General features: G+C 70.1%; 12 protein-coding genes. 9 read left to right on the top strand and 3 right to left on the bottom strand.

All coding sequences use genetic code 11. The features are described from left to right. The first annotated feature begins 24 nt into the window (after positions 1–24). Entirely contained in the window at positions 25–1122 is a 1098-nt protein-coding gene (locus A5481_RS01915; protein ID WP_048436532.1) for a calcium:cation antiporter, read from the top strand. Between the two features lie 566 nt (positions 1123–1688). On the opposite strand, the gene A5481_RS01920 is transcribed toward A5481_RS01915, so the two are convergent. After that, a complete protein-coding gene (locus tag A5481_RS01920) occupies positions 1689–2723 on the bottom strand; it encodes a glutamine synthetase beta-grasp domain-containing protein (RefSeq protein WP_048436531.1) in 1035 nt (344 codons plus the stop codon). Positions 2724–3127: 404 nt separating this feature from the next. Here A5481_RS01920 and A5481_RS34505 point away from each other — a divergent pair, with 404 nt between their 5' ends. After that, positions 3128–3316 carry a DUF2735 domain-containing protein gene (locus tag A5481_RS34505; protein WP_048436530.1) on the top strand — a complete coding sequence of 63 codons (189 nt, stop codon included), beginning with the start codon at positions 3128–3130 and terminating at the stop codon, positions 3314–3316. Positions 3317–3348: 32 nt separating this feature from the next. On the opposite strand, the gene A5481_RS01930 is transcribed toward A5481_RS34505, so the two are convergent. Beyond that, the gene (locus A5481_RS01930) at positions 3349–4278 is read right to left on the bottom strand and encodes a glutaminase (RefSeq protein WP_048436529.1); all 930 of its coding nucleotides are present in this window, start codon (positions 4276–4278) and stop codon (positions 3349–3351) included. A 217-nt stretch (positions 4279–4495) separates the two neighbouring features. Between A5481_RS01930 and A5481_RS01935 the strand changes: the two genes are divergently transcribed. The 3 genes from A5481_RS01935 (at position 4496) to A5481_RS01940 (ending at position 6408) form a co-directional block, all read left to right on the top strand. Next, a complete protein-coding gene (locus tag A5481_RS01935; RefSeq protein WP_053082560.1) occupies positions 4496–5452 on the top strand; it encodes an NAD(P)/FAD-dependent oxidoreductase in 957 nt (318 codons plus the stop codon). A gap of 270 nt (positions 5453–5722) precedes the next feature. Continuing rightward, entirely contained in the window at positions 5723–5866 is a 144-nt protein-coding gene (locus A5481_RS34510) for a hypothetical protein (RefSeq protein ID WP_167350096.1), read from the top strand. A 44-nt stretch (positions 5867–5910) separates the two neighbouring features. Further along, positions 5911–6408 carry a CinA family protein gene (locus tag A5481_RS01940; RefSeq protein WP_245239122.1) on the top strand — a complete coding sequence of 166 codons (498 nt, stop codon included), beginning with the start codon at positions 5911–5913 and terminating at the stop codon, positions 6406–6408. A 32-nt stretch (positions 6409–6440) separates the two neighbouring features. Here the strand turns inward: A5481_RS01940 and A5481_RS01945 are convergent, their stop codons facing one another. Further along, entirely contained in the window at positions 6441–7676 is a 1236-nt protein-coding gene (locus tag A5481_RS01945) for a branched-chain amino acid ABC transporter substrate-binding protein (protein WP_053082558.1), read from the bottom strand. A 418-nt stretch (positions 7677–8094) separates the two neighbouring features. On the opposite strand from A5481_RS01945, the gene A5481_RS01950 reads away from it, so the two are divergent. The 4 genes from A5481_RS01950 (at position 8095) to A5481_RS01965 (ending at position 12747) form a co-directional block, all read left to right on the top strand. Further along, positions 8095–9243, top strand: a complete 1149-nt coding sequence (locus A5481_RS01950) for a PepSY-associated TM helix domain-containing protein (protein WP_048436526.1) — start codon at positions 8095–8097, stop codon at positions 9241–9243. Between the two features lie 94 nt (positions 9244–9337). Further along, positions 9338–11560 carry a phosphoribosylformylglycinamidine synthase subunit PurL gene (gene purL, locus A5481_RS01955; protein ID WP_048436525.1) on the top strand — a complete coding sequence of 741 codons (2223 nt, stop codon included), beginning with the start codon at positions 9338–9340 and terminating at the stop codon, positions 11558–11560. A 394-nt stretch (positions 11561–11954) separates the two neighbouring features. Then, on the top strand, positions 11955–12191 hold the full coding sequence (locus tag A5481_RS01960; protein ID WP_048435231.1) for a BolA family protein: 237 nt from the start codon (positions 11955–11957) through the stop codon (positions 12189–12191). 34 nt (positions 12192–12225) lie between these two features. After that, positions 12226–12747: a DUF29 family protein gene (locus tag A5481_RS01965; protein ID WP_048435232.1), complete on the top strand. Its 522-nt coding sequence runs from the start codon at positions 12226–12228 to the stop codon at positions 12745–12747. Positions 12748–12768: the final 21 nt, after the last annotated feature.

The following is a 12768-nucleotide window of genomic DNA, read 5'->3' on the forward strand; positions in this document are numbered from 1 at the left end:
CGGGCCGGTTCGGGGGACGGGGTCATGATGCTGGTGCGGTTGGCGGTGGCGTGGGCGACGGTGGCGGCCTTCGCGGTGTTCGGCGGCGGATGGCTCGGCGGGCTCGAGGCGCCGCTGGTGGCGGCCGGGCTGTTCGCCTGGCTGTTCGGCGTCATCCTGTGGTCGGCCTTCGGGGTGGTGCACGAGGCCGAGGAACTCGCCGACCGCCTCGGCGAGCCCTACGGCACGCTGATCCTCACGCTCTCGATCGTCGTCATCGAGGTCGCGCTCGTCGCCGCCGTGATGCTCGGCGCCAAGGCCGCCCCGACGCTCGGGCGCGACACGATGTTCGCCGTCATCATGATCGTGATGAACGGCCTCGTCGGCCTCGGGCTGATCCTCGGCGGCCTGCGCCACCACCGCCAGAACTACAACCTCGACGGCGCCGGCGCCTATCTCGCGGCGATCATCCCGCTCACCACCATCGCGCTCATCATCCCGAACTTCACCACCTCGACGCCGGACGGCTCGCTGACGGTGATCCAGGCGGTGGCGTTCTCGGTCCTGACCGTGGTGCTCTACGGCATCTTCCTGCTGCTGCAGACCGGCCGCCACAGCGACTTCTTCACCGATTTCGCCGAGCCGGGCGCCGTGACGGAGGCGGCCGCGCCCCACCCGGATGCCGGGACCGGCGCGATCCTGCGCCATGCCGGCCTGCTCCTCGTCAGCCTGCTGCCGATCGTGCTCCTGTCGAAGAGCCTCGCGGCGATCCTCGACCACGGCATCAAGGCGCTGGGCGCGCCCTCGGCGCTGGGCGGCGTCATCATCGCCGCCATCGTGTTCACCCCGGAGGGCATCAGCGCCATCAAGGCGATCCGGCGCGACCAGCTCCAGCGGGCGATCAACCTCTGCCTCGGCGCGGTGACCTCGACGGTGGGCCTGACCGTGCCGGCGGTGCTCGCCATCGGGCTGATCTCGGGCCAGCGGGTGGTGCTGGGCCTGGCGCCGGCCGAGATGGCGGTGCTCGCCATGACGCTGCTTCTCAGCGTCATCACCTTCTCGCGCCAGGGCACGACGGTGCTGGAGGGCGCGGTGCACCTCGTGGTGTTCCTGACCTACCTGACGCTGATCTTCAGTCCGTGAGGCAGGATAGGCTGGCCCGCCTCATCCCGTTTGCGATCTGCGACGCGATCGAAGCTCCGTCGCTCAACGAGATCCGGAGTGGTTGCCGGGCTGTGTCGTGCTACGATAATGGCATGTTTTGCATGCTCGGCAGATTCTTCGAAAGCGAGATGCTTCGGCTCTGATCCCCCCGAATAGAGTACATAAGCACTCAGGGCCAGAGCCTACATCAGGGTCTCTTTTGGAAAAGTACCGTCGTGGGGTGCGCCGCCACCATCGTACGCGGCGGATAAAGGCTCGTAAGGATTACCACGGCGGAGTGACCGATCGGCTGCTTTCGCCCCGGGCCACTCTCTCCTTCTGGCCCCGACGCCAACCCCGTGTTGTTGCTGGATGTGCGGCAATCCTCGCCGGTGGCTCGACGACGTCGCGATGCAGGAGCGCCGAGCCTTCCAGGCGGATGACGTGAGGCCGCGTAGCTCAGATGGCGGAATCCCGGCCTGACGCATAACGCCAAGCCAGAAAAATAGAATACGGCGCGGGCCGCCAGGCCCGCGCCGCTCGATTTTTTACCGATCCGACGATGCTCAGGCCGCGGCCGAGACCTCGGTCGGGACGGTCGAGATGGTCTTCAGGATCTGCGAGGCGATCTGGTAGGGGTCGCCCATCGAGTTCGGGCGGCGATCCTCGAGATAGCCCTTGTAGCCGTTGTTGACGAAGCTGTGGGGCACCCGGATCGAGGCGCCGCGGTCGGCCACGCCCCAGCTGAAGGTGTGGATCGAGGCGGTCTCGTGCTTGCCGGTCAGCCGCATGTGGTTGTCCGGGCCGTAGACGGCGATGTGGTCCTCGCGGGCATCGCCGAAGGCCGTCATCAGCTTCTCGAAGTACTCCTTGCCGCCGACTTCGCGCATGTAAGCGGTCGAGAAGTTGGCGTGCATGCCCGACCCGTTCCAGTCGGTGTCGCCGAGCGGCTTGCAGTGGTACTCGATGTCGATCTCGTACTTCTCGCACAGGCGCTGCATCAGGTAGCGCGCCATCCACATCTCGTCGGCGGCCCGCTTGGAGCCCTTGCCGAAGATCTGGAACTCCCACTGGCCCTTCGCCACCTCGGCGTTGATGCCCTCGTGGTTGATGCCGGCGGCGAGGCAGAGGTCGAGGTGCTCCTCGACGATCTGGCGGGCGACCGCGCCGACGTTCGAGTAGCCGACGCCGGTGTAGTACGGGCCCTGCGGCGCCGGGAAGCCGGTCTCGGGGAAGCCGAGCGGACGGCCGTTCTTGTAGAAGAAGTATTCCTGCTCGAAGCCGAACCAGGCGCCTTCGTCATCCAGGATGGTGGCGCGCTTGTTCGACGGGTGCGGGGTCTTGCCGTCCGGCATCATGACTTCGCACAAGACCAGGACGCCGTTGGTGCGGGCCGGGTCGGGGAAGTGGCGGACGGGCTTGAGCACGCAATCCGAGGAGCTGCCCTCGGCCTGCTTGGTCGAGCTGCCGTCGAAGCCCCAGAGCGGGAGCTGCTCGAGGGTCGGGAAGCTGTCGAAGGCCTTGATCTGGGTCTTGCCGCGAAGGTTCGGGGTCGGCGCATAGCCGTCAAGCCAAATATACTCGAGCTTGTATTTGGTCATCTCGCGTCTCTCTATCAGGTTCCGATGGAGCCCGGGAATCCTCGTCGGCGCCCATCACCCGCCAGCGGCAACCCCCTCGCTAGCAGGTCCCGTGCCAACCCGGGCCGCGGATGGAACGATCGCCCGGACGAGGCGTTTTCAGCGACCTGCGCCCGGGTCGGACGCCCTTGCGGCACCCGTCGTCCCAGTGGCGGCGCTCCCCCTGCCCGGTTGCGCGCCAGGACGCCAGGACGCCCATCCGCGCGCCACACCCACCAATCCGGTCGGAGATGCAAGCGCGGGCATGCACGAATTTTAGCCAACGACTGATTTTTTCGTGGTCAAACCGCGCAGCGACCGGGCACACTTCGTTACGATCTCAGAGGCCGTCGCCGGCGAGCGCGGCCCTCACGGGAGGCCAGCTCATGAGCACCACCAGCCCGCGCATCTCCGCGAAGATCTACGCCTTTCCGACCGGCGGCCGCAGCCGCGGCGGCCGCAACGACTGGGCCGCCCCCGGCCCGGCGGGGCGGGAGCGCGCCCCGGAGATCATGCCGGCGAGCGGCGGCTACCACGACGAGGCGATCCGCGAGGAGCGCGCGCGCAAGCCGTAGGGCAAGCCGTAGGACCTGTGGCGGGGCGCGCCCTACTCGCCGAAGATCGACCAGCCGAGGCGCTTCGTCAGGCGCTCGAGGGCGATGCGCCCGAGATGGGAATTGCCGGCGGCATCGAGCCCCGGCGCCCACACGGCGATCGAGGCACGCCCGGGAGCCACCGCCAGGATGCCGCCGCCGACGCCGCTCTTGCCCGGCAGGCCGACCCGGTAGGCGAACTCGCCCGAGCCGTCGTAGTGGCCGCAGGTCAGCATGACTGCGTTGATGCGCTTGGCCCGCTCGGCCTGCACCACCGACAGGCCGGTGCTGGGATCGCGCCCGGAATGGGCCAGAAACCGGCCCGCCACCGCGAGCTGCCGGCACGTCATGCTGATGGCGCAGTGGTGGAAATAGACCCCGAGCGTGTACTCGACCGGATTGTCGATCACCCCGAACGACTTCATGTAGTTGGCGAGCGCGACGTTGCGGAATCCGGTGCGCTGCTCGGAGGCCGCCACCGCCTCGTCGATGGTGATGCTTGCGTCCTGGGCCAGGTACTGCATGAAGCGCAGGATCTCGCCGAGCGCCTCGCGCGGCTGGTGGCCCGACAGGATCAGGTCGGTGACGGCGATCGCGCCGGCATTGATGAACGGGTTGCGGGGGATGCCACGCTCGTATTCGAGCTGCACGACGGAGTTGAACGGGCTGCCCGACGGCTCGCGCCCGACCCGCCGCCACAGCTTGTCGCCGACCATGCCCAGCGCCAGCGTCAGGGTGAAGACCTTCGAGATGCTCTGGATCGAGAACGGCACGTCGCAATCGCCCGCCGCCGCCATCGTGCCGTCGGCGCCGATCACCGCGAGGCCGAACTGCCCCGGATCGACCCGGGCGAGCTCGGGGATGTAGCGCGCCACCTCGCCGCGGTCGGGACGCTGGCGCATCTCGTCGACGATCTCGCTCACGACGGTTTCGAGGTTCGGCACGGATCGGGAATCCCGGGCAGGAGGACGGAGGGTTTCGGGGCGACGGCTTCAGGGCAAGCGCGGCCTTAATCGTGCAAGTTCGAGGCCTCAAGCCGCCGGCCGAAAGTTCCCTCCTCCCAACGGGAAGATTTCGCACGATCGATTGGCACCACAGGGAAATCTCGTGCGTTGACGCAGCGACCGCATGGAGCGCGGCGGCAGCACGGGAGCGGCGGAGTTGGGGCAGGACGGGACCATCGCGATCATCGGGGCGGGCATCGCCGGCGCCGCGGCGGCGCACCGTCTGCGCGAGGCCGGCCGCCCGGTCGTCGTGCTCGACAAGGGCCGCGGCCCCGGCGGCCGGATGGCGACGCGGCGCGGCCCGGATTCCCTGCGCTTCGACCACGGCGCCCAGTACTTCACCGCCCGCGACCCGCGCTTCAAGGCCCGGGTGGAGGACTGGACGACCCGGGGCGTCGCGGCCCCCTGGGGCGGGGCGGAGCGGTTCGTCGGCGTGACCGGCATGACCGCCCCGGTGCGCGACCTTCTCGACGGGATCGACCTGCGCTGCGGGCGTGCCGTCGGCCGCCTGGTGCGCGACGGACGGAGCTGGCGGCTGCAGGAGGCCGACGGTGCGGCCCTGTGCGAGGATGCCGCGTTCTCGGCCGTGCTCCTGACCTGCCCGGCGCCTCAGGCCCTGGCGCTGCTCGCGGGCGCCGGAGAGGATCTGCCGGGCGTGGCCGAGGTGCGCTACGCTCCGTGCTGGACCCTGATGCTCGCGCATGACGGCCCTCCCCTCGCCGATGCGCCGGTGCGGGAGGATCGCGACCCCGACGCGACGATCGCCTGGATCGCGCGAAACGACAGCAAGCCGGGACGCGACGGCGGCGGGACCCTGGTGGCGCACGCCGCCCCGGCCTGGTCGCGCGCCCACCTCGAGGACGCGGCCGAGGACGTGGCCGAGCGGCTGGTCGCGGCCCTGCGGGAGCGGATGCCCGTCGGGGCGATCCGCCACCGCGCCGCCCATCGCTGGCGCTACGCCGCCGTGGAACGGGCGGTCGGCGAGCCCTGCCTGTTCGCGCCGGAGACCGGCCTCGGCTTCGCCGGCGACGGCTGCCTCGGCCCCCGGGTCGAGTTCGCCTTCCTGAGCGGCCTGGCGCTCGCCGGGCGGGCGCTCGGGGAGGCGGCGCGATGACCGGGGTGCGGGAGCGCACCGCCCGGCCGCCCCGGCCGGGCCAAGCTCGGCGAGACCACACGTCCCGCCACACCGGGACCATCGTTCCGCCCAAAGGCGGTGCGACACCTCTTCCGATCGGGAGGGGACCCCCCATCGATGCCGGCGCGGCCGGCCCTCGAAGGTCGGACTCCTCCGGCCCCGCCGCAGCCACAGGGAGCCCATGAACCCGGACCGGGAGGCGCGTAGCCTCGGCGGTCCTCCTCGAATCCTTCCTATCGGGTGAGTACGATGACAGATGCGTCCCTCTTCCTCCACATCGCCGGGTCGCTGACCTTCGTGGGCCTCGCCGGCCTCGGGATCGGCCGGGCCCTCGACGCCTGGGTGCGGCAGGCACCGACCGGGGCCGACGACGACGGCGCGCTGGCGGAGTAGGACCTCGTCCGCAGACGCTGCCGACCGAGCAGGAGGACGACGCCTTGCGTGAATCGATGGACAGGGCCGGGCGGATCGCCGCCCTGCTGACGGCGCGGCGGGAGACCGTCGCGGTGGCCGAATCCTCGGCGGGCGGCCTCGTCTCGGCCGCGCTCCTCGCCGTGCCGGGCGCCTCCGCCTACTATCTCGGCGGCGCGGTGGTCTACACCGCCCAGGCGCGCAGTGCCCTGATCGGCCTCGACGCGGCCGCGATGGCGGGCCTGCGCAGCGCCAGCGAGCCCTATGCCGAGCGCGTCGCCACCCTGGTGCGCGAGCGCCACGGCGCGGTCTGGGGCCTGTGCGAGACCGGCGCCGCGGGCCCGGGCGGCAACCGCTACGGCGACGCCGCCGGCCATACCTGCCTGGCGGTCGTCGGACCGGCACACCGCCGTCTGACCCTCGAGACCGGCCACGGCGACCGCGCCGCCAACATGGAGGCCTTCGCGGCCGCCATGCTCGACGCCTTCCTGGACGCGCTGACGGAAGCGGACCGGGCCCGCTGAGGGGAGCGCGGCCCGAAGAGCCCGCTCCGCCTTCAGCCCGGCCGGTTCATCCGGCAGGTGGTCGGCACCACCGTGTCCTTCGTCTCGACCCGGCCGGCCATCTTCCAGCCCCAGCCGGTGCCCTCCTCGTCGAAGCGCATTCCCTTCTCCATCGGGCCGAAGGAGGAGACGAACATCGTCTGGAAATACTGGTGGTCGTCGGGCCGCACGTAGCCCTCGCTGCCGACATACGGCTTGAGACGGGCCTGCTCGAGCTTCGGCGCCACCTTGCGCGCCTCGGACGAGCCGGCCTCCTGCATCGCGGTCAGCAGGGCGTTCATCGCGTTGAGGGCGCGCGGATAGATCACCCCGGTGCCGGTGCGGGCCCGGAACGCGGCCTCGAATTCCTGCGCGGCGGCGTCGCCCTCGTTGGCGCCGCCCTGCGTCACCTCGAACACCCGGTGGGCGAGCCCGGTCTGGCGCACCACGCTCGGACCGCCGGTGCCACCGGCGTAGTAGGTGTAGAAGCCCGCCTGCAGCCCCGCCTCGGCCGCCGCCTTGAGCAGCAGGTTGAAGTCCTGGGCCCAGTTGCCGGTGATGACCGAATCGGCGCCGGAGGCCCGGATCTTGGCGATGTAGGGCGCGAAGTCGTTGACCTTCTGCAGCGGCGTCACCTCGTCGCCGACGATCTCGATGTCGGGGCGCTTGGCCTTCAGCATCGCCCGCGCCTCCCGCCGCACCGACTGGCCGAACGAGTAATCCTGGTTGATCAGGTAGACTTTTTTAATCTCGGGCCGCGTCTTCATGAAGCTCGTCAGCGCCTCCATCTTGATGTCCGAGTTGGCATCGAAGCGGAAGTGCCAGTAGTTGCATTTCTCGTTGGTGAGCGAGGGATCGACCGCCGAGTAGTTGATGTAGATGACCTGGCGGTCGGGGTTGCGCTCGTTGTGCTTGGCGACGAACTCGGTGAGCGCCGCGGCGGCCGAGGAGCCGTTGCCCTGCACCAGCACCCGGGCGCCGGCATCGATGCCCTTCTGGGCGGCGATCAGGGTCTCCTGCGGGTTGACCTTGTTGTCGTAGGCCAGCACCTCGAAGCGGAAATTCTTCTGGCGGCCGTTCAGCACCTCGGCCATGTACTGGAAGTGGCGCAGGCCCGCCTCGCCGGTCGGCGCGCCGCCGCCCGAGAGCGGATCGATGAAGGCGATCTTCACCGTCTCCTGCGCGGCGGCGGGGCCGCACAGGCTGAAGACGAGGACGGCGCCGCGCAGCGCCTGGCGGATGGGCGTCATGCTTTCCTCTCCTCTCGGCCGCGGTCGTCTCGGGTCCCGTCCGGGCCGGCGCCGTCTTGCCGGGACAGAGGATCCGGCCCGGGATCCAATCCCGTCAAGACGAAAACCACGACCGGCGCGCCGCGGCTCCATCTTACAGGTAATATGCACGTTGTCGGCAAACATATACTTAGACTATACATCATTCATTGATGAAAATTGGAATCATTATAATGAAACTCACGTCTTCGATCCGGCGGAGGATCGTTGACACTCGGTTCGGTCACGGCATAAGCGTCGCGGAGACGACGATTCACGACCGGCGATCTTTCGGCGGGGATCCGTCGGCCGGACGCGACGCGGGACGACCGACCATGTTTCAGCCCGACGCGGCCGCCGCGACGAGGGCGGCCCCGGCCCGCCGAGGGTGCCGCAAGGGATGCCGCCGGTGAGGAACGTCCTGTTCCAGTTCCACTGGCTCCTCGGCCTGACCGCCGGCCTCGTCCTGATGGTGATCGGGGCCACCGGGGGCCTGCTCAGCCTCGAGGACGCGGTGACGGAGGCGCTCAGCCCCGGCATCGTCGCCGTCCCGGTGCGGGAGGGCCCGCGGCTGACGCCGGACGGGCTGGTCGCCCGCCTGAAGGACGAGGCGCCGGGGCGGCGGGTGACGCTGATGGTCTTGAGCGGCGCTCCCGACCGCGCGGCGCGGGTCCGCCTCGCCGACGGCCCGGGCCGGGGGAGCGAGACCTACGTCGACCCCTACGACGGAAAGATCCTCGGGCCGGCGCGGGGCGAGGCTTTCTTCGACGACGTGCGGCGGCTGCACCGCTGGCTGCTCCTGCCCGGCCACGGCGACGGCTGGGGGCGCACGATCACCGGCGCCTCGGCGCTGGCGCTCGTCTATCTCGCGCTGTCGGGCCTGTACCTGCGCTGGCCGAAGGGCCGGCGCGACTGGCGGGTCTGGCTGAAGCCGGCACTCAACCGCCGCGGCCGGGCGCTGTACTGGTCGCTGCACGCGGTCGTCGGCACCTGGGCGCTGGTGCTCTACCTGGTGATGGCGCTCACCGGCCTGTGGTGGTCATACGGTTGGTACCGCGACGGGGCGACGGTCCTGCTCACCGGCCGGCCGCCCGCCGCCGCGCAGGCCCGGGGCAAGGGCTTGGACAAGGGCATGGACAGGCGCGAGGGCGCGCCCGCCTCCCTCGATCCAGCCTTCGCGGCCTTCGCTGCGGCGACGAACGGGCGCTACGCCACCGCCTCGCTCGCGCCCGTCCGCGAAGGCGAGACGGTCCGCATCCGCGCCGTGGCGCCCGATGCCGCCCATTTCCAGGCCCGCGACGAGTGGCGCTTCCGCCCCGACGGGAGCCTCGAATCCCGCGACCTCTACGCCGAGCGGCCGCTCGGGCTCAGGCTCACCGGCAGCATGCTCGCCCTGCACGAGGGCCGCTTCTTCGGGCCGCTCGGGACGGTGGCGTTCACGGCGGCGGCGCTCGCCCTGCCGCTCTTCGGGGTGACGGGTCTCCTGCTCTATCTCGGCCGCCGCCGCAGCCGGCGGCGCCACGCGATCGCCGCCGCCCAGGCCGCCTGAGGGGCTCTCCCGCATTCGCGCGAGTTGCCTTTCGGTCCCCACAGGCAGTAAGCGCACGGGCAGCAGGGCCGCCCGACCGGCGAGAGGATGCCGCATGATCCGCAACGACGTCTCCATCACGCCCGAGCTCGTGCGCCAGCACGGCCTGACCGAGGACGAGTACCAGCGCTTCGTCGGGCTGATCGGGCGCGAGCCGACCATCACCGAGCTCGGCATCGTCTCGGCGATGTGGAACGAGCATTGCTCGTACAAGTCCTCGCGCCTTCACCTGAAGACGCTGCCGACCAAGGCGCCGTGGGTGATCCAGGGCCCGGGCGAGAATGCCGGCGTCATCGACATCGGCGACGGCCTCGCCTGCGTGTTCAAGATGGAGAGCCACAACCACCCGAGCTTCATCGAGCCCTACCAGGGCGCGGGCACCGGGGTCGGCGGCATCCTGCGCGACGTCTTCACCATGGGCGCGCGGCCGATCGCGGCCTTGAACGCGCTCCGCTTCGGCTCGCCGGACCATCCGCGCACGCCCCACCTCGTCTCGGGTGTGGTCGCGGGCATCGGCGGCTACGGCAATTCCTTCGGCGTGCCGACGGTCGGCGGGGCGGTGGGCTTCCACACCCGCTACGACGGCAACATCCTGGTCAACGCCATGGCGGTCGGCCTCGCGAAGACCGACGCGATCTTCTACGCCGCCGCCACGGGCGTCGGTAACCCGATCGTCTATCTCGGCTCGAAGACCGGCCGCGACGGCATCCACGGCGCCACCATGGCGTCGGCCGCCTTCGACGCCTCGTCGGAGGAGAAGCGCCCGACCGTGCAGGTCGGCGACCCCTTCGCCGAGAAGCTGCTGCTCGAGGCCTGCCTGGAGCTGATGGCCTCGGGCGCGGTGATCGCGATCCAGGACATGGGGGCTGCGGGCCTGACCTGCTCGGCGGTCGAGATGGGCGCCAAGGGCAATCTCGGGGTGGAGCTGAACCTCGACGCGGTGCCGACCCGCGAGCCCGGCATGACTCCTTACGAGATGATGCTGTCGGAGAGCCAGGAGCGCATGCTCATGGTGCTCAAGCCCGGCATGGAGCGGGAGGCCGAGGCCATCTTCGTGAAGTGGGGCCTCGACTTCGCGATCATCGGCCACACCACCGACAGCTTACGCTTCGTCATCAAGCACGGCGGCGAGACGGTGGCCGACCTGCCGATCAAGGAACTCGGCGACGAGGCGCCGCTCTACGACCGGCCGCACCGCCAGAACGCCTACCAGCCCGAGATCAAGGCGGAGGACGTGGCGGCGCCGATGCGCAACGTCGACGCGCTCACGAGGCTCGTCGGCTCGCCGGACCTGTGCTCGAAGCGCTGGGTCTACGAGCAGTACGACCACTTCATCCTCGGCAACACCGTCGAGAAGCCCGGCGGCGACGCCGCGGTGGTGCGGGTCGAGGACGGGCCGAAGGGCCTGGCGCTCACCACCGACGTGACCCCGCGCTACTGCGAGGCCGATCCGGTCGAGGGCGGCAAGCAGGCGGTGGCGGAAGCCTGGCGCAACATCACGGCGGTCGGCGGCCGTCCGCTCGCCATCACCGACAACCTCAACTTCGGCAACCCGGAGAAGCCGGAGGTGATGGGCCAGTTCGTCGGCTGCATCCAGGGCATCGGCGAGGCCTGCCGCGCCCTCGACTTCCCGGTCGTGTCCGGCAACGTCTCGCTCTACAACGAGACCGAGGGCGTGGGCATCCTGCCGACCCCGTCGATCGGCGGCGTCGGCGTGGTCGACGACGTGAACCGCATCGCCACGGTGGCGTTCAAGCGCGACGGCGACGCCCTGGTGCTGATCGGCGCCACCAAGGGCTGGCTCGGCCAGTCGGCGTACCTCGCCACGATCTGCGGCCGCGAAGAGGGGGCGCCGCCCCCGGTCGATCTCGCCGCCGAGAAGCGCAACGGCGACTTCGTGCGCGGGCTCATCACCTCGGGCCTCGTCGACACCGTCCACGACCTCTCCGACGGCGGGCTGGCCGTCGCGGTGGCCGAGATGGCGCTCGCCGGCAATATCGGCGCCGTGCTCCCCGAATGCCCGCTGCCGGTGGCCTGCCACGCCTACCTGTTCGGCGAGGACCAGGGCCGCTACCTCCTGGCGGTGGAGCCCGACGCGGTCGCCGACCTGCTCTACAGCGCGAGCGCGCAGGGCATCGACGCGGCGGTGATCGGCGTCACCGGCGCCGATTCACTGACCCTGCCGGGCGACGAGATCGTCGCGCTGGACACCCTGCGCAAGGCGCACGAGGGCTGGCTTCCGGGCTACATGGCGGGTCCGGCGGCCGACGCGGCCTAAACAGGAACCGCTCCCAAACGCATGATGTCACGATCATATTTTTGGGCACGGGATCCCCTCTCCAGGCGATGCCGGGCTTGCCCGGTATCGCTGCAAGGTGTGGGAGAGGGGTAGGGGCGATCGAAGATCGCGCGAGGGTGGCTCGGTTCAGTGTGAAACTGAGAGCGTCGAGCTGCGCAGCTCGACGGATCAGGGTCCTTGCGGAAGCCGAGCCACCCTCACGCGGGATCTTCGATCCCCTGTCCCCTCTCCCAAACGGGAGAGGGGGACCCGTGCCAGTGCGAAGACCGATTTCGAGATTGCAGCGTATGAAGACGATCACCGCCTCGTTTTATCCGCCAGAGGCTTCAAAGCCGGTGACCGAATAAGATTCTCGAACAAGGAGACGACCCCGATGCCGATGGATGCCCGCGAGATCGAGGCGATGATCAAGGAGGCCCTGCCCGACGCCACGGTCGAGATCCGCGACCTCGCCGGCGACGGCGACCACTACGCCGCCACCGTCGTGTCGGCGGCGTTCAAGGGCAAGTCGCGGGTGCAGCAGCACCAGATGGTCTACGGCGCGCTCCAGGGGCGCATGGGCGGGGTGCTGCACGCCCTTGCCCTGACCACGGGCGTGCCTCAGGATTGACGCCCTAGGATCGACGCCCTCGGAGGGCCGCCGCATGGACGAGATCCGCACGGATCAGCCGAGCCTCTACGACGAGGATGTCGTCGCCTGGGCCGAGCAGCAGGCGGCGGCCCTCCGCGCTCTCGGGGCGCGCCCCGACCTCTCGAACGCCCTCGACTGGGACAACGTCATCGAGGAGTTCGAGAGCGTGGGGCTGTCGGAGATCAGGGCGGTCGAAAGCGCCCTCCGGGCCATGCTGGTCAACCTCCTGAAGTACTTCTCGACCCCGACCGCGCAGTCGATGCGCTCCTGGCCGGCCGAGATCGTCGCGTTCCACGCGACGAGCAGTCGGCGCTATACGCCATCAATGCGGCAGCGGATCCGCTGGAACGGCCTCTGGCGCGACGCGGCGAAGCTCGCCGCGGCCGAACTGGCAGTCTGGGGTAAGCTGCTGGCCGTCGGGCTGCCCGACGAGAACCCGTTCACGCCCGAAGAGCTGATGGGCGAGGATTTCACCCTCCACTGGGCGCTCCTGCGCCTCGCCTCCATCTTGCAAAACCCGAACGACCATCACTAGCTAGAGCCCACACAGGGGTAG

The organism is Methylobacterium platani, from assembly GCF_001653715.1.
Classification (GTDB): Bacteria; Pseudomonadota; Alphaproteobacteria; order Rhizobiales; family Beijerinckiaceae; genus Methylobacterium; species Methylobacterium platani.

Coding starts and splice junctions, on each gene's coding strand:
- A5481_RS01915 (WP_048436532.1), top strand. CDS start 25: ATGATGCTGGTGCGGTTGGCGGTGGCGTGGGCGACGGTGGCGGCCTTC.
- A5481_RS01960 (WP_048435231.1), top strand. CDS start 11,955: ATGCCGATGGATGCCCGCGAGATCGAGGCGATGATCAAGGAGGCCCTG.
- A5481_RS34505 (WP_048436530.1), top strand. CDS start 3,128: ATGAGCACCACCAGCCCGCGCATCTCCGCGAAGATCTACGCCTTTCCG.
- A5481_RS34510 (WP_167350096.1), top strand. CDS start 5,723: ATGACAGATGCGTCCCTCTTCCTCCACATCGCCGGGTCGCTGACCTTC.
- A5481_RS01920 (WP_048436531.1), bottom strand. CDS start 2,723: ATGACCAAATACAAGCTCGAGTATATTTGGCTTGACGGCTATGCGCCG.
- A5481_RS01945 (WP_053082558.1), bottom strand. CDS start 7,676: ATGACGCCCATCCGCCAGGCGCTGCGCGGCGCCGTCCTCGTCTTCAGC.
- purL (WP_048436525.1), top strand. CDS start 9,338: ATGATCCGCAACGACGTCTCCATCACGCCCGAGCTCGTGCGCCAGCAC.
- A5481_RS01950 (WP_048436526.1), top strand. CDS start 8,095: ATGCCGCCGGTGAGGAACGTCCTGTTCCAGTTCCACTGGCTCCTCGGC.
- A5481_RS01965 (WP_048435232.1), top strand. CDS start 12,226: ATGGACGAGATCCGCACGGATCAGCCGAGCCTCTACGACGAGGATGTC.